The organism is Xenorhabdus sp. KJ12.1 (genome assembly GCF_963876495.1).
Classification (GTDB): domain Bacteria; phylum Pseudomonadota; class Gammaproteobacteria; order Enterobacterales; family Enterobacteriaceae; genus Xenorhabdus; species Xenorhabdus stockiae.
Window position 1 is genome coordinate 72,002 of record NZ_CAWNQH010000024.1, and the last position, 23,518, is coordinate 95,519.

The 23,518-nt window shown below is 42.3% G+C and carries 19 protein-coding genes; 5 read left to right on the plus strand and 14 right to left on the minus strand.

The window, feature by feature from the left end:
• Positions 1 to 378: 378 nt before the first annotated feature.
• Entirely contained in the window at positions 379 to 1,104 is a 726-nt protein-coding gene (locus tag AACS92_RS03325) for a helix-turn-helix transcriptional regulator (protein WP_099109942.1), read from the plus strand.
• Here the strand turns inward: AACS92_RS03325 and AACS92_RS03330 are convergent.
• The 4 genes from AACS92_RS03330 to speB form a co-directional block, all read right to left on the minus strand.
• Entirely contained in the window at positions 1,067 to 1,864 is a 798-nt protein-coding gene (locus AACS92_RS03330; RefSeq protein ID WP_099109943.1) for an L-threonylcarbamoyladenylate synthase, read from the minus strand. The genes AACS92_RS03325 and AACS92_RS03330 overlap by 38 nt on opposite strands.
• Positions 1,865 to 1,922: 58 nt before the next feature.
• Complete coding sequence (locus AACS92_RS03335; RefSeq protein ID WP_099109944.1) at positions 1,923 to 2,408, minus strand: YbhB/YbcL family Raf kinase inhibitor-like protein; 486 nt, start codon at positions 2,406 to 2,408, stop codon at positions 1,923 to 1,925.
• 199 nt (positions 2,409 to 2,607) lie between these two features.
• Entirely contained in the window at positions 2,608 to 2,805 is a 198-nt protein-coding gene (locus AACS92_RS03340) for a hypothetical protein (protein WP_099109945.1), read from the minus strand.
• A 255-nt stretch (positions 2,806 to 3,060) separates the two neighbouring features.
• Positions 3,061 to 3,987 (minus strand): agmatinase, encoded by a 927-nt coding sequence (speB, locus tag AACS92_RS03345; protein WP_099109946.1) that lies wholly within the window; start codon positions 3,985 to 3,987, stop codon positions 3,061 to 3,063.
• A 418-nt stretch (positions 3,988 to 4,405) separates the two neighbouring features.
• On the opposite strand from speB, the gene AACS92_RS03350 reads away from it, so the two are divergent.
• On the plus strand, positions 4,406 to 5,065 hold the full coding sequence (locus tag AACS92_RS03350; RefSeq protein ID WP_099109947.1) for an alanine--tRNA ligase-related protein: 660 nt from the start codon (positions 4,406 to 4,408) through the stop codon (positions 5,063 to 5,065).
• Positions 5,066 to 5,225: 160 nt separating this feature from the next.
• Here AACS92_RS03350 and AACS92_RS03355 read toward each other — a convergent pair whose 3' ends face one another.
• The 3 genes from AACS92_RS03355 to speA form a co-directional block, all read right to left on the minus strand.
• Positions 5,226 to 6,224 carry a lectin MOA-related protein gene (locus tag AACS92_RS03355; RefSeq protein WP_099109948.1) on the minus strand — a complete coding sequence of 333 codons (999 nt, stop codon included), beginning with the start codon at positions 6,222 to 6,224 and terminating at the stop codon, positions 5,226 to 5,228.
• 65 nt (positions 6,225 to 6,289) lie between these two features.
• Positions 6,290 to 6,577 (minus strand): hypothetical protein, encoded by a 288-nt coding sequence (locus AACS92_RS03360; RefSeq protein WP_099109949.1) that lies wholly within the window; start codon positions 6,575 to 6,577, stop codon positions 6,290 to 6,292.
• Between the two features lie 522 nt (positions 6,578 to 7,099).
• Entirely contained in the window at positions 7,100 to 9,004 is a 1,905-nt protein-coding gene (gene speA / locus AACS92_RS03365) for a biosynthetic arginine decarboxylase (protein WP_099109950.1), read from the minus strand.
• Between the two features lie 923 nt (positions 9,005 to 9,927).
• Between speA and metK the strand changes: the two genes are divergently transcribed.
• Both metK and AACS92_RS03375 read left to right on the plus strand, forming a co-directional pair.
• The gene (metK, locus tag AACS92_RS03370; RefSeq protein ID WP_099109952.1) at positions 9,928 to 11,082 is read left to right on the plus strand and encodes a methionine adenosyltransferase; all 1,155 of its coding nucleotides are present in this window, start codon (positions 9,928 to 9,930) and stop codon (positions 11,080 to 11,082) included.
• 93 nt (positions 11,083 to 11,175) lie between these two features.
• Positions 11,176 to 11,700 (plus strand): SprT family zinc-dependent metalloprotease, encoded by a 525-nt coding sequence (locus AACS92_RS03375; RefSeq protein WP_099109953.1) that lies wholly within the window; start codon positions 11,176 to 11,178, stop codon positions 11,698 to 11,700.
• Positions 11,701 to 11,719: 19 nt separating this feature from the next.
• Here AACS92_RS03375 and AACS92_RS03380 read toward each other — a convergent pair whose 3' ends face one another.
• Positions 11,720 to 12,064, minus strand: a complete 345-nt coding sequence (locus AACS92_RS03380; RefSeq protein WP_099109954.1) for a DUF6694 family lipoprotein — start codon at positions 12,062 to 12,064, stop codon at positions 11,720 to 11,722.
• A gap of 505 nt (positions 12,065 to 12,569) precedes the next feature.
• On the opposite strand from AACS92_RS03380, the gene AACS92_RS03385 reads away from it, so the two are divergent.
• Positions 12,570 to 14,054 (plus strand): aldehyde dehydrogenase family protein, encoded by a 1,485-nt coding sequence (locus tag AACS92_RS03385; RefSeq protein WP_099109955.1) that lies wholly within the window; start codon positions 12,570 to 12,572, stop codon positions 14,052 to 14,054.
• A 76-nt stretch (positions 14,055 to 14,130) separates the two neighbouring features.
• Here the strand turns inward: AACS92_RS03385 and AACS92_RS03390 are convergent, their stop codons facing one another.
• The 6 genes from AACS92_RS03390 to rlmD form a co-directional block, all read right to left on the minus strand.
• Positions 14,131 to 15,516, minus strand: a complete 1,386-nt coding sequence (locus AACS92_RS03390) for an SLC13 family permease (RefSeq protein ID WP_099109956.1) — start codon at positions 15,514 to 15,516, stop codon at positions 14,131 to 14,133.
• A 354-nt stretch (positions 15,517 to 15,870) separates the two neighbouring features.
• Positions 15,871 to 17,172: a phosphopyruvate hydratase gene (gene eno, locus AACS92_RS03395; RefSeq protein ID WP_099109957.1), complete on the minus strand. Its 1,302-nt coding sequence runs from the start codon at positions 17,170 to 17,172 to the stop codon at positions 15,871 to 15,873.
• A gap of 85 nt (positions 17,173 to 17,257) precedes the next feature.
• Positions 17,258 to 18,895 (minus strand): glutamine hydrolyzing CTP synthase, encoded by a 1,638-nt coding sequence (gene pyrG, locus AACS92_RS03400; protein WP_099109958.1) that lies wholly within the window; start codon positions 18,893 to 18,895, stop codon positions 17,258 to 17,260.
• 194 nt (positions 18,896 to 19,089) lie between these two features.
• A complete protein-coding gene (gene mazG, locus AACS92_RS03405; protein ID WP_099109996.1) occupies positions 19,090 to 19,875 on the minus strand; it encodes a nucleoside triphosphate pyrophosphohydrolase in 786 nt (261 codons plus the stop codon).
• A 51-nt stretch (positions 19,876 to 19,926) separates the two neighbouring features.
• On the minus strand, positions 19,927 to 22,164 hold the full coding sequence (relA, locus tag AACS92_RS03410) for a GTP diphosphokinase (protein ID WP_099109959.1): 2,238 nt from the start codon (positions 22,162 to 22,164) through the stop codon (positions 19,927 to 19,929).
• A gap of 9 nt (positions 22,165 to 22,173) precedes the next feature.
• Positions 22,174 to 23,517 carry a 23S rRNA (uracil(1939)-C(5))-methyltransferase RlmD gene (gene rlmD / locus AACS92_RS03415; protein WP_099109997.1) on the minus strand — a complete coding sequence of 448 codons (1,344 nt, stop codon included), beginning with the start codon at positions 23,515 to 23,517 and terminating at the stop codon, positions 22,174 to 22,176.
• Position 23,518 lies beyond the last annotated feature (1 nt).

Consider the following 23,518-nt stretch of genomic DNA (forward strand, 5'->3'; position numbering starts at 1 on the left):
CAGTCGGTTTAATTGTGAATTTTTTGTAAACGAACGGTGACTGTGATTTAACTATAGGGATAAGGGGAAAAGTGTTGCCATCATTCTAAAGAACGATACCCAAAAGGGGTATCTCATACTGTTTTTTGCCGAAAAGTACCAAAGAAAAAGATAAAAAATACCGTAACTCAAGAAATATCAGGCGATAATGAAAAAACAATCAATTAATATGTTAATAAATAAAAGGCAATATGTACAAAGTCAGTCTAAAAGCAGATAAAACATGAAAGAATAAGTTTTTAATAATGCAATCAATCTCACATTATTAATATGTATATTTTGTATTCATAATCAGAAAAGCCATGATAAATTCACAACTGGATCAGATAGGTACGATCAATGAATACATCACCACTCAGCCATCATCAACAGACACTGGTTAATTGCTGCCTGAATACTATTGCTCACATCATTCCCGTGTCTGCCGCTGTTTATTATCTCGTTAATGAAAAGTGGCAGCCCGAACACCATATCCTGTATGGCATCACACCCGATATGTATCAGGCATATGTCGCGTATTTTTGTCAGTTAGACCCGCTGCATCCGGAAAATTTCAGACACAATGAACAGCGTCTTGTCAGCATGAACGACAATATGAAAGAGAGTGGCCAACAGTTCTATCATGATTTTATGCAGCCCAATAAATTAACGGATAGAATCGAAATCTTTATCCGCCGTGGGAATAAAATTCTCGCGGGTCTTTCAGTTTTCAGGGACTATCCGTTTCAACATCAGGAAATCATCAGACTTCACTCTATTATTCCTGTGGCCGAATTAATGACTTTTGATATTTTGCCCGATGCACAGGTCACGTTCACCGCAAAAGAACAAGAAATTATTCAGTGGGTCAGGGAAGGAGCGAGTAATAAACGCATAGCATTACAGCTCAGTATTTCTCTCTCTACGGTAAAAACTCATCTGCGTAATATTTTTGCCAAAGCCAGTGTGACCAACCGGACAGAATTAGTTTCTTCTGGCTTTATTCGCCGTAATTTGAGCGGGTACGGTGCCGCACCCGCAGCGATTATCAATAATAGTTGCCGTGACGGTAATCCCATGTTGTGAAAATATCAGACATTATTACCATGATCTTATGGACATCCAGCCCCTTACGGATCAATACCGGGCACGGTGTAATATCACGCTGACCATTTTGTGTCGGTACTAATTTACCATTGTCATCTACCATTGAAATCATCACACCCTGCTCATAACGGGTTTGCTCAGTCTCATTCGGCTGAATAGATTTCACATAATCATTGGCAGTAATAATCAGATCTGCACGCTCCTCAATGCGTTCACCAATACACTCCACCAAACCACGATTACCTTTGCCTGATGGGTTAGCTGAGCTGGCGAAAGAGAATTTACCGTATTTTTCCCACAGCTCTTTCGCCAGAATTTCACCGGGCTTACCAAATTTAATGACAAAACAGCTTGTACCACGACCATCCATCATCAGCTCTTTGGAACCATCATCGGGAATACGATTAAGCGCTTCTTCTTTCCACGGCAAGATACAGCCCAATAACACATCTGCATCCCAGTGTTTCTGATAAAGCTCTTCAATTTCCGGGTTAAGCTGAGCCAGCTCTTTCAACTGTTCCAGAGATCCACACAATACAACTCCGGGCTTATTACGATTGCGCTGCTTAGCCTCAAATTTGCGCTCCAGCCCTTTCGCATCAGACGTCATAATGATGTAACCCACTTTAGTCGGGCAGACAATCATTCCGCCATCATTAGACAGGATCTCGACGGCTTCCTGTTGTAATCCCTGATTCCATTGAACTTTCTTTGGAGAAGAAAAAGAATTGCTGCTCATATATTGATACCCTTTTTTTATAAACTGAAGATCTTAAAACCGGAAAACAATGAATCAGTTAACGCTGGTAATAACCGGTAATAGTGGCGGTTGCCAGACTATTGGCGTAGATCATAAAACGTGCGACCGCATTTGTTATTTCAGCGTCAATACCCAGTTTTTCTACTGACATAGCATGTACCGTGAAAATATAGCGATGGGCTTTATCTCCCTCTGGCGGACACGCTCCACCGAAACCAAACTGCCCGTAATCATTTCTGCTCTGAATGATGCCAGCTGGTAATTTGCTGCCATCACTCCGTCCGGCATCTGGGGATAAAGCCTGTATTTCCAACGGAATATCAAATGCCACCCAGTGCCAGAAACCACTGCCCGTTGGGGCATCAGGATCATAAACCGTGACCGCAAAACTTTTTGTTCCGGCAGGTGCATCTGTCCAGACAAGCTCAGGTGAGCGATTACCACCGTTACCACCAAACTCATTGAATTCCTGCTCTTTACTCAGGAAATCATTATTCTTAAATTCAGTTGAAGTGATTATCATGCTTGTATCCTCATAAGAATGCCTTTTAAAACATCCTAACGCAGTTTTTCTATGCTGCAAGGTTAAGCGATGGTTTTGCGGGATTGTTTCAATTTGGGAACAATAGGTGCGTTTGGGAATACTTTTTATCTGAATGGAAGCTAACTAAGCCATCCTTGGCCTGAAGTATTAACTAAGATTAATACCGCTTATCATTACATTAATCGTCTTTTTTTGAATTTCCGTTCAGCATACTAACAGCACGGGCAATACAATAAGGCACTACCGAACATGCAACTGCAATAGCTGCTCCAGCGGCTTCTTGGGGAGCACTGTTAGACAAAAATAACGCGGGCAGTAGCCCCATTATGAGTCCTAAGACTGAACCAATAATTACAACAAACCATAAGATGCGCATATTTAATACCTTTAAGTTATAGTTAATAATAGAAATTATTATGCGCTACTATAGACCAACATCTTTTCTTTGTCTCATTTGTTGCAAGGATAATCCACAAGATGTAACAAAACCGACATGTCAATATACCATCCGAATTACCACTGATTTTCTCTTTATAGATATAAATGGCAGCTTTAATAGCACTCACTGAAGCGAGTGCTATTACAACATTAAGAGGAACTTTCAAAATGGAAATTATAATCGCGGTTGAAGCTAAACAGCTTTTTTCGAAGCCTGCAAATACAGTAATTCCAGACCGATTGTTGCTGCTGCCAGCGCGGTAATTTCTGACTGATCATAGGAAGGAGCAACTTCCACCACATCCATACCAACGATATTCAGCGGTTGCAGAGCGCGCAGAATTTTCAGCGCACGATCTGAAGTTAAACCACCGATCACTGGTGTTCCTGTACCGGGCGCAAATGCCGGATCAAGACAATCAATATCAAAAGTCAGGTATACCGGCAGATCGCCGACAACAGATTTGATCTGCTCAACAACATCTTCAACGCTGCGATCATTCACCTGCCCTGCATCTAATACCGTGAAATCATTATCTGTATCGTGTTCAGTACGAATACCGATCTGGACAGAATGCGCCGGATCGATCAACCCTTCGTTTGGCGCATGGTAAAACATCGTACCGTGATCAAACTTACTGCCGTTAGGATAAGTATCGGTATGAGCATCGAAATGAACCAGAGCCATTTTACCGAAATGCTTCGCATGAGCACGCAACAGCGGTAACGTGACAAAGTGATCGCCACCAAAAGTCAGCATTTTTTTGCCTGATGCCAGCACTTTCTCAGCATGAGCCTGTAGTTTGTCGCTCATATCCTGCGCATCACCAAAATTAAAGACCAGATCACCACAATCAACCACATTCAGGCGCTTGCGCAGGCTGAAGTTCCAGGGCCACCGGCTGCTTTCCCAAGCCAGATTTGTCGAGACCTGACGAATAGCGGCTGGCCCGTGGCGACTACCAGCCCGGCCGGATGTTGCCATATCAAAGGGTACACCGGTAATAACCCACTCCGCATCACCGGAATAAGGCTGGAAATTCAACGGGAAGCGCAGGAAGCCAAAGGCGTTTGAAACCAGAGAGTTATCGATTTGGTTTCCTAAGGAACTAATACTCATAATATATCCTCTAAAGCCTTCTGTTTAATTAACATAGGGCTTGATTACATTACGCTAACTTCACAAGAAGTCTGACTTTTTAAATAACCTTTAAAAACAACCAATTAATATCAAAAAACAGATAATTACTCATACCTACCAATATTCGGGCATATAGTATTAGACATCATTTTTTCTTGCTACACTTTTGAGGTAATTAGATGAAATAAACGCAGCAACTATCTGGAAAAAATGGAACCCCTCAATTTAGTACACAATAACCATGCTTCCGTTACACCAATTCTATAAGAATCGTTGAATAGTCTCCGCTGTTCCGGTAATTTTAATTTTGATTGAATCTCTAGCTAAATCATCTCAGTTATCGTCTTTTTTGATTCTATTTTTTTATTCTTGATATCTTGATATAAAGAGAGTAACCATGCTTTCAACAAAACGATTATTTGACGAAATTCCCTATGAAAAACATTTCGAAGCTACTGTCATCTATGTAGGTGATGATCACATAGTTCTGGATCAGACATTATTTTATCCTCTTTCCGGGAATCAGGATTTCGATATTGGTTCCATTGGCGAATATCCGGTAACCGCTGTACATGTCGACAATACCGATGAAGGGAAATTAGATTTTAGTGCTCCGATAAGACACTATGTCACAACTGATAATTTCAGTATCGGGCAGAAAATCGAGGGGCAAATCGATAGTACCAGAAGACTGAATACAATGAGGCTGCATACTGCCAGCCATATTGTCGAATTCTTCATGCGAAAAATGCCCACTTTTTTGTCTATCGAAGGCTCTTTTGTTAATAATGAAAAAGACCGTGCAGACTATTTTCTTTCACAGAATATTGATCCTCAATCCCTCTCTGCACTGGAACAAGAAGTCAATCGCTTTATCAGTCAAGGACACGAGATAGTTTTTAAATATCAGGATGGAATAAGATTATGGTGTTGCAACGAAATAGAAATGCCTTGTTGCGGTACGCATGTGAGCAATACAAAAGAAATAGGAACAGTTAAATTATCCAGAAAGAATAAAGGAAAGGGATTAAACCGAATAGAGATTAAATTAGTTTGATTTTTTGTTATAATAAGCGCTGTTCACAGCGCTTATTATGTTAATAATTATGAAATAACCCATTATGAAATTCCCCTGAAAATTTTTGTAAATTATCCACATAATATGTATTTAATCGTTCAAATAAAAATGACAAAGAATTTGGTTTTTTAAGTTATGTTTACATTATTATTTTCGAAGGTGGATAATCCCAGTCTTTAACTTTTATTATAGAACGAAATTCTGGATTGAAAATATAAACATCCAGTGAAGAATCGATAAAAACGTTAACCGCGCCAATAGTATTATCGTTTTGAGTAAAATACATGATTCCAACAGCATACCCATGCGTTAATTCTTTATTGTATGCATGCTTTGATGCTTCTGATTTGTATACATAGCAAAAGTCTTCACTAGTAAATGAATAATCTCTAATTTTATATTTATCTAATCCAGACTCATTATATATCTCATTAATTGTTATATTACTAATTGCTTCATAGTTTTGTTTTTTCATATGGAAATAAATTTCAGCAGTGGGCCAGGTATTTTTTAGTTTTTCAAATATATCATTTTGATCAATAAAACAAGATTCAAAGGTAAAAAGAGTATAATCTTTAGAAGATACATATCCCCACTCGTCATCTGCTCTGCAAAGGAACATGTCTGTTCCATTATTATCCCAAATAAGTTTATACAGGTCACCCACTATCGATTGCCCAGCATATTCTACTCGCATCCTTATTAATAGCTCTTTAGAGCTTTCACCTGCTTTATCCCAATAAATCCAATTCCATGATGTTTCGGGTCCATTAGCATAAAGAAAATATTTATCATATTTATTTTCCTTATAACCAGTTACTAACTGACCACCTTCGCTTGGATCTCCATAAAACTTGATAATAACCACATCATTTGTATGAAAAGGTATATCTTTTGCAAAAAAAACGTATCGTTTCCCGGATATAATTCCCTTTCTATCCATTGCTAACAAAGAGCCATCTTTAGCCCTTAATTTATATGAAATATTATGTGATATTTTACTAAAAATTTGAGGTGATTTTTTTTCATACATTAATTCACATTTATTGTTAAAATTATCGTCTTTATACTCTGAAATATTCGGCTCAGGAAAAACATCCATCTCTTTTTTTGGTGTAATTTCATTTTTATTTTTCATAATATAAACCTTGTTTTATATTATTTAAATTAATCCCCATTCCGTCTCTCCAGACTATCTAATATTCACTCAGGAGAGTCATCTATAACAACACCAATAAGATATACATATGGAGGATTAACTTTCAAATTAACTTTTTTCTTAGATAATAAAGCCATCAACAGAGCTATATACATCTCTGTTCCTTCCAGTGCATCCCTCCGAGAAAAATAATAGGGTCCATAATCAGTACGTTTTTTTCCATCGAAAGTATAAAAATAGAGTTTAACAGTATTGGCATTATCTATATATTCAGGAGGAAGCACCTCTAATTTAGATATATATACGTTTTCAATAACTTTAAGTTCAGTCATGATAATACTCCTAATTTTTTAGATAAAAAATAGAACTTTTCTCTAGAAAAAGAAACATTTCTTCGTTTCTCAGAAAGGATGTATTTTTATAATATAGGATTATAATTAAGATTAATATAAAGTATTAATTGTTTCACCCCTCAATCTAACTTTAATATTTTTTCATGAAAAAATTACGCTTTAATTATATTAAGTGTAGATTGATATTAATATAATTCAAATTATTTTTTATTCATTAAATTAAACTAAACTATTCTTTTATTTTAGTATAATTATCACTGACTATATTTAGCTGTTTTTTTTCAGCATTCAATATATTATGATCGTTTTAAAACATTAATTATTTTAATTTAAAAATTAATTAATTGTAACAGAATATCAACCTTGTTGGATTGAGAAGCGCCTGAAAGGCGCTTCCATTCTGAATAAAATTACCCACGGTCCTCTTTGTTGGATTCATTCCTTTACCACTTCAATACAATCCAAGATCCATGAGAATATAGCACCAACTAATTATTAGAATTACTCATCTTCTAAATAAGTATAACCATACAGGCCACTTTCAAACTCTTGCAGGAACTGTTCCTGTAGATTTTCAGCCAAATCGGTCGATTTCACCTGATCACGGAAGCGGGTCAGCAGTACCTGAGGCTCCAGTTTCACATATTGCAGCATATTAGCAACTGTATCGCCCTCTTCACTCTGTTGATAAGTCACTTCACCGTTTTCGCTAACGTAGACATCAACAGCCGCAGTATCACCAAACAGGTTATGCATATTACCCAGAATTTCCTGATAGGCACCAACCATAAAGAAACCGATCAGTGGCGGATTTTCCGGATCATAGGCTGGCATTGGCATTGTTGTTGCCACACCATCACCTTCAACATAATGATCAATGATACCGTCAGAGTCACAAGTGATATCCAGCAAAACAGCGCGACGATCCAGCGGTTTATCCAGCCCTTCAAGCGGCAGAACAGGGAACAGCTGATCGATCCCCCAGGCATCCGGCATGGACTGAAACAGAGAAAAGTTCACATAGAGTTTATCTGCCATGCGCTCCTGTAATTCGTCAATGATCGGACGATGAGCACGGTTACTTGGATCAAGATCCTGCTGAATACGGCGACAGATATTTAAATATAATTCCTCTGCCCAAGCTCGTTCAGATAGATTCAGAATTCCGTGGGCATACTGGGTATGAACATCATACAGATCAAACTGACTATCATGCAGCCATTCACGCAAAGAACGTTTGTAGCCATCATCCTGCATTTCCAGCCATGTATCCCACAAACTTGTCAGAGGACGTGCAGCATCTTCTGCCGGTGGTGTCGTCTCGGTGAATTCATTACATTCCGCTCCAATAACATTGGAGACTAAAACTGTATGATGAGCCGTTAATGCACGACCAGATTCTGTGATGACCGTCGGATGTGGCAGGCCATTTTCCTCACAGGCATCCCCAATTCCCCAAATAACGTTGTTCGCGTATTCGTTCAGGCCATAGTTAACAGAGCATTCTGATTGGGAACGTGTACCTTCATAATCAACACCCAGTCCTCCTCCCACATCAAAACACTGAATGTTGACACCCAGCTTATGCAGCTCGACATAAAAACGGGCGGATTCACGCACACCTGTTGCTATATCACGGATATTTGCCAGCTGGGAACCCAGATGGAAATGCAGCAATTGTAGGCTATCCAGTTTTCCGGCTGATCGAAGAGTTTCAACCAGTTGTAGAACCTGTGCGGCCGCCAGACCAAATTTGGACTTTTCCCCGCCACTGGACTGCCATTTACCCGCTCCCTGTGAAGCAAGACGCGCCCGCACACCAAGACGAGGTACGACATTAATACGTTCCGCTTCTTCCAGCACCATTGCGATCTCAGACATTTTCTCAATGACCAGATACACTTTGTGTCCCAGTTTTTCACCGATCAGTGCCAGACGGATATACTCACGATCTTTATAACCATTACAGACAATTACAGTCCGTGTCATACCTGCATGAGCCAATACAGCCATCAGCTCAGCCTTGGAGCCAGCCTCCAGACCGACAGGTTCGCCAGAATTAGCCAGTGATTCAATCACGCGACGCTGCTGGTTCACCTTAATCGGATAAACCAGAAAATAGTCACCTTTATAACCATAGGATTCACGCGCACGTTTAAAGGCGGCATTAATGGAACGCAAACGATGTTGCAGGATCTGAGGAAAACAGAACAATGCTGGCAACTGTAATTGTTTTTTCTCTTGTTGAACTTTCTTTACCAGATCAACAATCTCAACCTGAGCTTCCGGCAAATCAGGATTTGGACAAACACTGACATTACCCAGATCATTGACGTAGTAATAGTTGCCGCCCCAGTATGCAATATTGTAAGTCTGGCGCATTTTACGAGCGATATTATCATTCATGGCAGTCTCCTTCATGGAGTAGAGGTTTGCCTTCACCTGTAGTCAATAACCCAAGACACTATATTTAGTGTGCGTATCTTGCGCATTTATAAATGTCAGGGAATAGCATGCTCTTAAATTATAAAAACGTTTAGAGGGAGCTAAACAATATGTATATTTACGGTTTGGTAATACGGCTTCTGTCCGAAGCAACCTGTCTACTCGAATGTTTCAGGTAACATCGGAATGAATTCATATTGATAAGAAAGGAACAAGATGTGGATACACCAATGGCATAATGTGGCTGTCGGTTGTTAACAAGCAGCAAATAATGGTTCATAACCCCATTCACCCCACATGGCTTTACGAAAGCCGTTTCTCAATTGATGAGACGCAGAACACGCATAAAACGTATCCGGCAAACGCCTATAACTTGAAGTATAAAAAACCTATCAGTTATAGGGCGCTGTTTATACCTGTAATCCTACAAAATTGCAAAATGAAATTTATTGATGCCTAACAGATATAGATAATCATATCCGATAAATTTCCATCGTTATCTTTATAGAAAGTAAACAATCTCTTACTAATATAAAACACTTCTATCACTATTTACTTGGATAAATAAACCCCACCAACAAAATAACAATTTGAAAATAAAGAAATAATTATTTTTTGTATTCCGTCAATTCCGGGTGATATTAGGGCACAAAAGAACAAACTAGCCCAATCAACAACACACAAAGAGATAACGCGCAAGAAGTTAGATTTCTTTAAACTGCACATTTCAAGGAATGACAGATAAGAAATCCAAAATGTCACACAACAGAAGGTATTTGGAACCAAAAAAACTGGTATATTTAGTGATAGTGACTTAGACTAGCCGTCTAGATGGTAAAACATCCACCCTTAAACCAAGATTATATTTAAGGTATCGAAATATAATGACTACACACCTTTTTACTTCTGAATCTGTTTCAGAAGGTCATCCAGATAAAATTGCCGACCAAATTTCCGACGCTGTTCTTGATGCAATCCTAGAACAAGATCCTAAGGCTCGTGTAGCCTGCGAAACTTATGTAAAAACCGGCATGGTTATGGTTGGTGGTGAAATCACTACCAGCGCCTGGGTTGATATCGAAGAAATTACCCGTAATACAGTACGTGAGATTGGCTACACCAGTTCAGAAATGGGCTTTGATGCTAATTCCTGTGCAGTAATCAGTGCGATTGGTAAACAATCTCCTGATATCAATCAGGGTGTAGACCGAGCTGACCCTCTGGAACAAGGAGCAGGTGATCAGGGATTGATGTTTGGTTATGCAACCAATGAAACCGATGTTCTTATGCCAGCACCTGTTACCTATGCTCACCGTCTGGTTGAGCGTCAGGCGCATGTACGTAAAAACAATACATTACCTTGGTTGCGTCCGGATGCCAAAAGTCAGGTTACATTCCAGTATGACAACGGCAAAATTGTCGGCATTGATGCCGTTGTACTTTCTACTCAACATTCAGAAGAAATCGGTCAGAAAGAGCTGCAAGAAGCAGTTATGGATGAGATCATCAAGCCTGTTTTACCAGCAGAATGGCTCACTCCGATGACAAAATACTTCATCAACCCAACAGGCCGTTTTGTGATTGGTGGCCCAATGGGTGACTGTGGTCTGACAGGCCGTAAGATCATTGTTGATACGTACGGTGGTATGGCTCGTCACGGTGGTGGAGCATTCTCAGGAAAAGATCCATCTAAAGTTGACCGTTCTGCGGCTTACGCGGCACGTTATGTAGCTAAAAATATCGTTGCCGCAGGTCTGGCTGACCGCTGTGAGATTCAGGTTTCTTACGCTATCGGTGTTGCTGAACCAACTTCTATCATGGTTGAGACGTTTGGAACTGAAAAAGTGCCAACATCAACATTGGTTCAACTGGTACGTGAGTTCTTCGATCTGCGTCCTTATGGGCTGATCAAAATGCTGGATCTACTGCATCCAATCTATCGTGATACTGCGGCATACGGTCATTTCGGTCGTGAGCAGTTCCCGTGGGAAGCAACAGATAAAGCTGAGATCCTGCGTGATGCAGCCGGGCTGAAATAATCCCACAACATTAAAAAGCCCGCTCATAACACGCGGGCTTTTTTTGTGTTAAGTTACTATTCAAATTCAGTTACCACATAATTATCGCTGTTTATGAAATCCGTTAAGGTTCCTTTTCCACTACAGCAAGCAGTCATGCGCGCTTTACGGCAAAAAATGATTCAGGCCAGTGAATTCCTTCAGCAAACGTTTCCTGAACCCTGTGTGACCTACCAGCAAAGAGGGACAATTGCAGGAAGTGCTCGTTTACAAGATTGGGAAATTCGTCTTAACCCAATTTTGCTTATTGAAAACGAGCAGTCGTTTATTGATGAAGTCATCCCCCACGAATTAGCTCACTTATTGGTTTATCATCAGTTTGGCAAGGTTGCTCCTCACGGCAAAGAGTGGCGTTATATTATGGAAACCGTGTTTAAAGTACCTGCCAACCGAACCCATCAATTTTCAGTACAATCCGTTTGCAGCAAGATATTCATCTATGGTTGTCACTGTCAGCAGCATGAATTAAGCATCAGACAACATAATAAGGTGCTCAGAGGTAAAAGCTGCTATATCTGCCGACAATGTGGGGAACGATTAACGCTTTTGGGAAAAAATAAACCGGATAAGCCTCAATAACCGCTAAAATGCCCCGCAATCAGGGCGCTTTATTATTTTTCTTAATTTTTTCTGCTTCATTAATAATCTGATCAGCGGTTTTCCCATTCAATGACTGGTAAAAGCTTTTTTCCAGGCTTTCCATAGCATCATATTTTATTTTTCCCTGCTTGTTGTTCTTAAACAGTTCATCAAAGTCGATATTATGAAACATAACAATATTCAATGAATCATCGAATTTTAGTTTTTTATCTTCAGGTAAGGTATCCCTGATTTTTTCAATGGATGTTTTTACCGCTATTCCATTCGTTCCATCAATCTTCAGCGGATTGTCACACCCTGCTAATGTAAAACCCAATAAACAAATTACTAACAATTTTCTCATAATCAACCCCGCCCAATTAGCTGTAGTGTAATAATAGCAGAGAGCGATAAAAATAAACTCACTTAACTGAAAAAATTATTATTAAATAAGGTGCATTTACAAATTGTTTACCATCGTCTTGTATTTTTAGATTAAGCTATTTTTATTCTATAATATTTTTCACTAGTTACCTGAAAAACCTATAATGTAAGTCGATAGCGATAATAAATTATATTGATAATAAAATTGACGAGATAATAATTAAAAATCTATTTATGATTTAATGAAAAATAGAATGTTTATATTAAAAACACAACAGAACCGCACATAAATAATAATAAAACCACATCAACAATCATTCACTGAATTTATTTCCAGTGTTTATTACTTCGTTAAAATATACACATTACCCTCTTATTTATTGATACAGGTCTTATATATTTAAATCCAGAATTAAGAATAGACTCAATAATTTTTTTGAATATATGGTTTAGCATACCAAAAATCAAAGTATCTGGAGAATATAATGAAGAAGTTACATGATATCGCAACAGAACTATTACCAGCCAAATCTTATAGAATGCTGATTGGCGGCGAATGGGTAGATAGCACTTCAAAAGAAACCATGAAGAGCTATAATCCGGCAACCGGAGAATTACTGACTGAATATGCAGCAGGAAATGCTCAGGATGTTGAACTGGCTGTCCGGGCGGCAAAAAAAGCTTTACCGGCATGGCGAAAAACTTCAGCCGAAAAAAAACAATCCCTCCTACTGAAAATTGCCGATTTACTGGAAGCTGAAGCAGAACGTTTTATCACTCTGGAAACCTTAGATGGGGGTAAAACACAATCTTTATGCCGTAATTTTGATATCCCATTCGCTATCGATCATTTCCGTTATTTTGCTGGAGTGATCCGTGCTCACTCTGATGCATCTGATGTCATTGATGAAAATACTCTCAGTCTGGTTATCAGAGAGCCAATAGGTGTCATTGGTCAAATTATTCCCTGGAACTTCCCTCTGCTGATGGCAGCCTGGAAAATTGCGCCTGCTCTGGCTGCCGGTAATACTATCGTTATCAACCCAGCCAGCCTGACGCCTATCACGCTGTTAGAACTAGGCCGTATCATTAATCAGGTTCTTCCTGCGGGCGTTGTCAATATCGTCACAGGCCGTGGCTCTGTTGTTGGTCAGGCGATCCTCGATCATGAAGGCATTGACAAGGTAGCCTTTACAGGCTCAACAGAAGTCGGTTACAACGTTGCCGCCGCCGCCGCTAAAAGACTTATTCCCGCGACGCTCGAGCTGGGAGGTAAATCTGCCAATATCGTTTTCCCTGATGCCAATATGAAAAAAGCAGTCAAATGTGCAGCCCACGCTATTTTGCTGAATCAGGGGCAAGCTTGTGAGTCTGGTGCTCGTCTATTCCTGCATAAAGATATCTATGATTCATTCCTGCAATCATTAAAAACCGTCTTTGAATCTATCCGCGTCGGTGACCCGATGGAGCCGGCCACTGAGATGAGCTGTCAGGTCAGTGAAGAGCAGATGAATACGATTCTGAGCTATATTGACCTCGCTAAACAGGAAGGTGCGACTATTCTTACCGGTGGTAAACGCATTACTGGTGCAGGTTATGACGATGGCTTCTTTGTCCAGCCAACGATCCTGACCAATGTGACTAATAATATGCGGGTAGCTCAGGAGGAAATTTTCGGGCCAGTGCTTTGTGTCATTCCTTTCAGTCATGAAGACGAAGTTGTGGAAATGGCTAACGATTCAGAATATGGTCTGGCGGGAGCAGTCTGGACACAGGATATCAACCGTGCCCTGCGTGTCGCCAAAGCCATTGAGGCAGGCCGTATATGGATTAATACCTACCATGAACTGCCAGCTCACACACCATTTGGCGGTTATAAGAAATCAGGACTTGGGCGGGAAACGCATAAAATGATTCTGGATGCCTATACTGAAGTTAAAAATATCTACATCAGTACCAAAGAAGATTAAGCTATGCCATAACATCCCTTGTTAGGGTTAAGAGGATGCCAACCGGCATCCTCTTTTTTCTTGCTATGAATATCAATTAAATCCAGAAGAACCAAGCCACTACAGAGATAATTGCGATACATGCCAAGTTCAATACGATACCCACACGTACCATTTCAGTCTGCTTGATATAGCCGGAGCCATAAACAATCGCATTCGGTGGTGTTGCTACAGGCAGCATGAATGCACAGGATGCACCAATACCAATAATCATAGTCAGCACAATCACCGGCATGCCTAACGCTTCCGCAACTGTGGCAAAAATAGGAACAAGCAGTGCTGCACTGGCTGTATTACTGGTAAATTCCGTCAGGAAGATAATAAATGCTGCGATAGCAACAATGATCACAAACCAAGGACTTGAACCAAATGTTGCCGCCATGCCATTTGCCATCACTTCGCTGGCACCAGAGTTTTTCAGAACAGCACTTAATGTCAGGCCGCCACCAAACAGCATCAACACGCCCCATTCAGTGTTATTTTGGATCTGTGACCATGTTGATACGCCTGTGATACCAATCAGGATAGCCGCACTCACCGCAATGATGGTATCCAAATCTTTAATGCCGCCCAGAGCATCACTGATGAGAGAGCTGGAAATCCAACACACAACTGTCAGCAGGAAAATAAACATGGTGATAATACGTTTACCATTCCATTCCAGATGTTCAAGTTCCAGATCAAATTTATGATTCAGATTCGGACGCAACATGATGTACATCAGCATAACCATAACCGGCAACAGAATAATCACCATTGGTACGCCATATTTCATCCATGTCACAAAATCCATGCCCAGCTGTGCCGCGGCAATTGCGTTAGGCGGGCTGCCGACCAACGTACCCAAACCGCCAATACTGGCGCTATACGCTACACCCAGTAACACAAAGACAAATGTATTACGTTCGGTACGTACATCCAGATTAGCCAGAATACCCAGAATAAGCGGCAACATCATTGCAGCAGTTGCCGTGTTGCTGATCCACATTGAAAGCAGAGCTGTGATACCAAATATCAGCATCACCGCCACTGACAAACGCCCACGGGCAATCAGCAGAAGACGGTTGGCTATCAGTCTGTCCAAACCTTGGATATGTAGCGCCGTCGCCAGTGCAAAGCCACCAAAAAATAAGAATATAATTGGGTTTGCAAAAGATTTCAGCGCGTCACCGGTATTCATCAATCCCATTCCAACCGCCAGAATTGGAATACACAGTGCAGTAATTGTGACGTGAATAGCTTCGGTAAGCCATAACACACCGACAAATGCCATCAATGCCAAACCTGCATTTGCTTTTTCGCTATAAGGCAAAAACTTCAGCAAAGCAACCAGCAAGATGATATCCAGCGCAAGAATAATAAAGCCTCTTTTATTTGAGGGCATCGGCCCGACCGCTGGGGTTAAAGATTCTGAAGCGTCCATGAAGACTCCATACAACAATGAAACATAACTCCGTAATGTATAAATAATAATTAATGAATCATTGCTCTAAATGTTAAAGAATTACATTACATGTGAAATAATAAGGAGTCTGAACGATAAATAAAATACGAGGTGTGCGATTTTGGGATCTGCTACGCGAGATTTGCTTAATTAATAATTAAAAGAGCAAAAAAACAGCATATTTTATGGAGTTATGTCACATTTCTGGTTTTTGAGTTGCCTGAATAATTATCTATTATCCGGCAGAGAAAGAAAAGAAGAATAAGGCGAAAGGGTATAACTCTTTCGCCAAATCATAAATAAAAATTACTATTTATTGAAGTAAATCAGCAATTATGCCTGACCTTTAACTTCTTTCAGACCATTGAAAGGAGCACGGTTGCCCAGCGCTTCTTCGATACGGATCAGCTGATTATATTTAGCAACACGGTCAGAACGGCTCATTGAACCTGTTTTGATTTGACCCGCCGCAGTACCTACTGCCAGATCAGCAATGGTTGCATCTTCAGTTTCACCTGAGCGGTGAGAGATAACCGCTGTGTAACCCGCTTCTTTTGCCATTTTGATTGCAGCCAGAGTTTCGGTCAAAGAACCGATCTGGTTGAATTTAATCAGAATGGAGTTAGCGATACCTTTTTCGATACCTTCTTTCAGGATCTTGGTATTAGTTACGAACAGATCGTCACCAACCAACTGAATTTTATCACCCAGAACTTTAGTCTGGTAAGCAAAGCCGTCCCAGTCAGATTCGTTCAGGCCATCTTCGATAGAAACGATTGGATACTCTTTGGTCAGACCTTCCAGATAGTGAGTGAACTCCTGAGAAGTGAAAGTTTTACCTTCGCCTTTCAGTTCATAGTTACCCGTTTCTTCGTTATAGAATTCAGAAGCTGCGCAGTCCATCGCCAGAGTGATGTCTTTACCCAGTACATAACCCGCTTGTTCTACCGCTTCTTTGATAGCGGCCAGAGCAGCTGCGTTGGATTCCAGGTTTGGTGCATAACCACCTTCATCACCCACTGCAGTGTTCATGCCTTTTGCTTTCAGAACTTTTGCCAGATTATGGAAAACTTCAGAACCGATGCGTACCGCTTCTTTCAGCGTGCTCGCACCTACTGGCTGGATCATGAATTCCTGAATGTCTACGTTGTTATCAGCGTGCTCACCACCGTTGATGATGTTCATCATTGGCAAAGGCATAGAGAATCGACCCGGAGTGCCGTTCAGTTCAGCAATGTGCTCGTACAGAGGCATACCCTTTGACGCTGCTGCCGCTTTAGCGTTTGCAAGAGAAACAGCCAAAATCGCGTTAGCACCGAAGTTGGATTTGTTTTCAGTTCCATCCAGCTCGATCATGATTTTGTCGATATTCGCCTGATCTTTCGCATCCTGACCAGCCAGAGCCTGCGCAATCGGGCCATTTACCGCAGCAATTGCCTTCAGGACACCTTTACCCATGAAACGGGATTTATCACCATCACGCAGTTCCAATGCTTCACGGGAACCTGTTGATGCACCTGATGGTGCCGCAGCCAGACCTACAAAGCCGCCTTCCAGATGTACTTCCGCTTCTACCGTTGGGTTACCACGGGAATCGATGATTTCACGGCCGAGCACTTTAACGATTTTGGACATTAGGTTTTCCTCAGTACAAGTTAAATTCCGGGCAATTGATGGTTACTCAAAAGGTAGAGCAAAACTCCATCAATCGCCCTATATCTTATTTCAACTGGCTTTTCTGGTATTTGCCTGCGGCTTCAACGAAACCGGCAAATAACGGATGGCCATCGCGAGGCGTTGAAGTGAATTCAGGATGGAACTGACATGCCACAAACCACGGGTGATTCGGGTTCTCAATAATTTCCACCAGCTTATTATCGATTGAACGACCAGCAATGCGCAGGCCTGCATCTTCAATACGTTTCAACAATAAGTTGTTCACTTCGTAACGATGGCGGTGACGTTCGATAATATCGTCCTGACCATACAAGTTACGCACCAGACTGTTTTCAGTCAGACGGCACAGCTGGCCACCCACACGCATCGTTCCGCCGAGATCACTCTCTTCGCTACGTACTTCAACGTTGCCGTTCTCATCACGCCATTCGGTGATCAGACCTACAACCGGTAACTTACATTCAGGTTCAAACTCAGTCGAGTTAGCCCCTTCCATACCCGCAACATTGCGCGCAAATTCAATCAGAGCAACCTGCATTCCCAGACAAATTCCCAGATAAGGGATTTTGTTTTCACGGGCGTAACGTGCTGTCATAATCTTGCCTTCGATACCACGGCCACCGAAGCCGCCCGGCACCAGAATCGCATCCAGACTTTTCAGGACTTCAACACCACGGGTTTCAACATCCTGAGAATCGATCAGTTTGATGTTGACGGTCAGACGATTTTTCAGACCAGCGTGTTTCAGTGCTTCAATCACGGACTTATAAGCGTCCGGCAATTCGATATATTTGCCCACCATACCGATGGTCACTTCGCCCGATGGATTAGCTTCTTCATAAATGACCTGTTCCCATTCGGACAGATCCGCTTCCGGGCGTTCGATGCTGAATCGATTACAAATATAATCATCTAAGCCCTGAGATTTCAAGAGGGCTGGGATTTTATAAATAGAATCAACATCTTTTAAAGAGATAACTGCTTTCTCTGGTACGTTACAGAACAGAGCAATTTTTGCCCGCTCGTTGGCCGGAATAATGCGATCTGAACGGCAGATCAAAACATCAGGCTGGATACCAATGGAAAGCAGTTCTTTCACTGAATGCTGAGTAGGTTTGGTTTTCACTTCACCGGCTGCTGCCATATAAGGAACCAGAGTCAGGTGCATGAACAGCGTGTTCTCACGGCCTACTTCTACTGCCATCTGACGAATGGCTTCTAGGAATGGCAGGGATTCGATATCACCGACAGTACCGCCGATTTCCACCAGCACAACATCATAGCCTTCTGCGCCACGGATGATGCGGTCTTTGATTTCGTTAGTGATATGAGGAATAACCTGAATAGTTGCGCCCAGATAATCGCCACGGCGTTCTTTGCGCAGAACTTCGGAATAAACACGACCCGTCGTAAAGTTATTGCGACGTGTCATTTTGGTTCGAATGAAACGTTCGTAATGACCTAAATCGAGATCAGTTTCAGCGCCATCTTCGGTTACGAAAACTTCCCCGTGTTGGGTTGGGCTCATTGTACCTGGATCAACGTTGATGTACGGGTCCAGTTTCATAATGGTGACATTGAGTCCACGGGCTTCGAGTATGGCCGCCAAAGAGGCTGCGGCAATGCCTTTACCCAGAGAGGATACGACCCCGCCGGTCACAAAAATATAATTAGTTTTCATGCTGAACCTGAAAGTTTAGGTTTAAAAGGATGATGAATATAACAGGACGGGAAAGCAGTATACCCTAACCTTAAATGCGCTACAAACCCTATCTCTTTTATCTATGCAAGTGTAGCAATTTCCAAGAGAAATTAATCACTACCCAGATCAAAAAAGTCCGGTTATCTCTGGAGATACCGGACTTTTATGTAAAATCAAGCTTGCTGCTTTTTCACCTGCTCCCACATTTTATCCATTTCCTCTAATGTCGCAGTTTCCATTGTTAAGCCACTATCGAGGATGAGCTTTTCAACATTACGAAAACGGTTTTCGAATTTCTGGCAGGCTTTCTGGAGTGCCATTTCAGGTTTATGTCCCAGATGACGGGATAAGTTAACTACCGCAAATAACAAATCACCCAGCTCTTCTTCTACGCGCTCATCATCCACAACTGCCTGTTTAGCTTCATCCATCACTTCATCAATTTCTTCATAAACTTTGTCCAATACCGGGCCGACTGTATCCCAGTCAAATCCGACAGAGGCACAGCGTTTCTGGATTTTATAGGCTTTCATTAGTGATGGCAGGCTGGCAGGAATATCATCCAGAACGGAGTGCTGGTCTTTTTCCGCTCTTTCTGCGGTTTTGCGCTGCTCCCAGCTACCGATAGCTTCTTCGCTGCTGATACCCGCCTGTTGGTTGAAGATATGTGGATGCCTGCGTTCCAGTTTGTTACAAACAGCTTCACAGATATCGTCGAAATCAAAAAGCTGTTCTTCCTGCGCCATTTGGGCATAAAACACAATATGGAACAGTAAGTCGCCTAATTCTTCTTTCAGAGCACTGGTATCATTACGCTCAATGGCATCAATGACTTCATAAGTCTCTTCCAGCGTGTAAGGTGCAATGGTAGCCGAAGTTTGTACCTTATCCCACGGGCAACCGTGCTGAGGGTGGCGCAATTGCGCCATAATCTCTTTCAGTCTTTCAATGCTTTTCATACTATCAGTCATATTTGCAACTGAGTGCGTGTTTACTTTATCCATAACTGTTTAATTTCCATGCAGACGTCTGGCTTCAATCACATCAGGCAGTTGATTCAGTTTTGCCAGAACCCGACCCAGTACCTGCAAGTTGTAAATCTCAATATTCATATCGATAGTTGCCAGTTGCTGCTTCACATCGCTGCGGCTACTGACACCTAATACATTCACTTTTTCGTTAGCAAGGATTGTGGTGATATCACGCAGTAATCCGCTGCGATCATTGGCGAGCACTCTCACCACCAGAGAATAACCACTGGAGTAACTTTCTCCCCATACCGCATCCACCACACGCTCTGGCGCACTTGCTTCCAGTTCAGTTAACTGATCACAATCTGCCCGATGGATGGAAATACCGCGTCCGCGTGTAATAAATCCGGTAATCTCATCCCCCGGAATCGGCTGGCAGCAGCGGGCGATATGGTGCATCAGGTTGCCTACCCCTTCTACAACAACCCGACCATTATCTTTTTTATTGTTACGAGGAGTGAACGTCTTGCTTTCTAAAGTACGGAGCGCCTCGCGATCCGCCTCTTCCGCTGTCGTTTTATTAAATTTGCTTTGCAGGAAATTCGCCAGCTGATGAATTCGGATATCACCGACACCAATCCCCGCCAGCACTTCCTCCAGCGAATTCACGTTATAACGGGCAATCAGCTCTTTTTCTGCTTCTTTAACTGTGACACCCAAATGTGCCAGTTCACTATCCAGCATCTGGCGCCCGGCAATAATGTTTTTATCGCGATCCTGTTTACGGAACCAGTTGTGGATCTTCGCCCGTCCACGGCTGGTCGTGACATAGCCAAGATTAGGATTCAGCCAGTCACGGCTTGGGTTCGGTTGTTTCTGGGTGATAACTTCAATCTGATCACCCATCTGGAGCTGATAACTGAACGGCACAATGCGCCCGCCAATTTTCGCACCGATACAACGATGCCCGACATCGCTATGAATGTGATAGGCAAAATCCAGTGGTGTTGAACCAGCAGGTAAATCAATCACATCACCTTTTGGTGTGAAAACATAAACACGATCATCGAATACCTGACTGCGGACTTCATCCAGCATCTCTCCGGTATCCGCCATCTCTTCCTGCCATGCAATCAGCTTCCGCAGCCATGCAATCCGGCTTTCATAGCTGCCGGATTTACCCCCGCCAATCGCCGTACCTTCTTTATATTTCCAGTGAGCAGCCACACCCAGTTCAGCATCATCATGCATCTGGCGGGTACGGATCTGAATTTCAAGTGTTTTACCGTTTGGCCCCAACACCACGGTATGGATTGACTGATAACCGTTTGGTTTCGGATTGGCAACGTAATCATCAAACTCATCCGGCAAATGGCGATAGTGAGTATGCACTATTCCCAATGCAGCATAGCAATCCTGCAAACGTTCAACGACAATGCGCACAGCACGCACATCAAACAACTCATCAAACGCCAACGATTTTTTCTGCATCTTGCGCCAGATGCTATAAATATGTTTGGGACGCCCGTAAATTTCTCCCGAAATTCCTTCTTTGAGCATATAACGGCGCAGCGTCGTGATAAATTTTTCAATGTATTGTTCACGGTCAATCCTGCGCTCATGTAAAAGTTGGGCAATTTTCTTATATTCATCGGGATGCAGGTAGCGGAAGCAGAAATCTTCCAGCTCCCACTTTAACTGACCAATCCCTAAACGGTTGGCAAGAGGTGCATAGATATTGGAGCACTCTTTCGCAACCAATACCCGTTCATCTTCACTGGCATCCTTAACTTCCCGCAGGTAGGCGATCCGCTCCGCCAGTTTAATAATCACGCAGCGGAAATCTTCTACCATTGACAACAACATCCGGCGTACATTATCCACCTGCACTGAACAGGTAGCATCGGTATGCGTGGCTTTCAACTGGCGGATTGCATCCATTTCCAGCACACCATGAACCAGATCTACGATGGGTTGACCAAACGTTTCTGTCACGGTTTCGCTGTTAAGTAGCCGGGCATCAAGAAGGGGAAAAAGCAGTGCCGCACGCATACTGTCATTGTCCATGCTCAGGGTGGACAGAATTTCCACCATTTCAACACCACGCCACAATAACAACTCGGCATTAGGGTGATTCTGAACTTTTTCGTGACAGTAATGCCATGTTTCGGCTAATTTTTCACTGGATTGTGGATTAACAATATTTAAACTCGCAATCCACTTATCGACAGCAAATTCACCTGCCGGTGTGAGATGAGCACTTCTTACTGCAACCATAATTTCTCCCTACTCGATAGTCATCGGCTCTCGGCTGAATAAAGCCATAGATTCCAGATGACCGGTGTGCGGAAACATATCCAGCATCCGCACACTGACAAGATGATAACCGGCCTCCAGCAGAACTTTGCTGTCCCGCGCCAGGGTTGTGGGATTACAAGAAACATAAACCACTTTTTCAGGAGCCAGTTTTACTATATGTGACATGACACCAGCAGCACCTGCACGAGCGGGGTCCAATAATACTTTATTGAAGCCCTGTGCGGCCCACGGCTGCTGATGGATATCCGATTCCAGATTTTCGTGGAAAAAACTGACGTTACTAAGCCCATTTAACCGAGCATTATATTGCCCGCTTGCAACCAATGCCGCAACGCCTTCTACACCAACAACCGCCTGAACTCTAGCCGCTATTGGCAGAGTGAAATTTCCCATACCACAGAAAAGATCCAATACCCGGTCTTCCGGCTGCAAATCCAGCCATAACAGGGCCTGAGCGACCATTTTCTGATTAACCACATCATTAACCTGAATAAAATCCTGTGGGCTGAATATCAATTTTAAACCATCCACCTGATACCACGGCTCAGATTGTTCTTCTTCAGGAGACAACGGCTCAAGGGGAGTTTCATCGCCAGCCAAATAAATCATCACCTGATTTTGCTTCGCAAAAGCCCGCAATATTTCTTTATCTTCATGCTTTATGGGGGCGAGATGACGTAAAACAACCAACGGGCCATTATCTGCTAACACTAATTCAACATGTCCCAGTCGTTTCACCACTTTCAGGCTGTTTAAACAAAGGGATAAGGGTTGCAATAATTTTTCCAGTTCAGGATGCATGACCGGACAATGCCCGATATCCACCAAATCATTGGTCTGGCTCTGACGAAATCCCATCACTAATTTACCCTGTCTGGCCTGATATTGCAGGCCAAGCCTTGCTCTGCGCCGATACCCATACTCAGGGCTGTGAATAATGGGCTGAGCACTGATACTGATTCCGGTCTCCCGCTGGATCAGGCGTTCCAGTACACTGGCTTTCGTTTTTGCCTGTAACTCAGGGGCGACATGCTGCTGCTGGCAACCTCCACACATTTTGAAATGCGGGCAGCGCGGAGCCACACGAGACGGGCTGTCTGATAAACGTTTTACCACTTTGGCTTTCGCAAACTGGCGTTTCTCTTCTGTCAGTTGAACTTGCGCCTGCTCGCCGGGCAATAACCCCGGAATAAAGATCGTTTTGCCTTGATGGCGGGCAATACCCTGCCCCTGAGCATCAAGATTGTCTGCGGTAACGGAAATAATGCTTCGGTTTACGGAGCGGCGATTTGGGGAGTAAAATTGCACCATG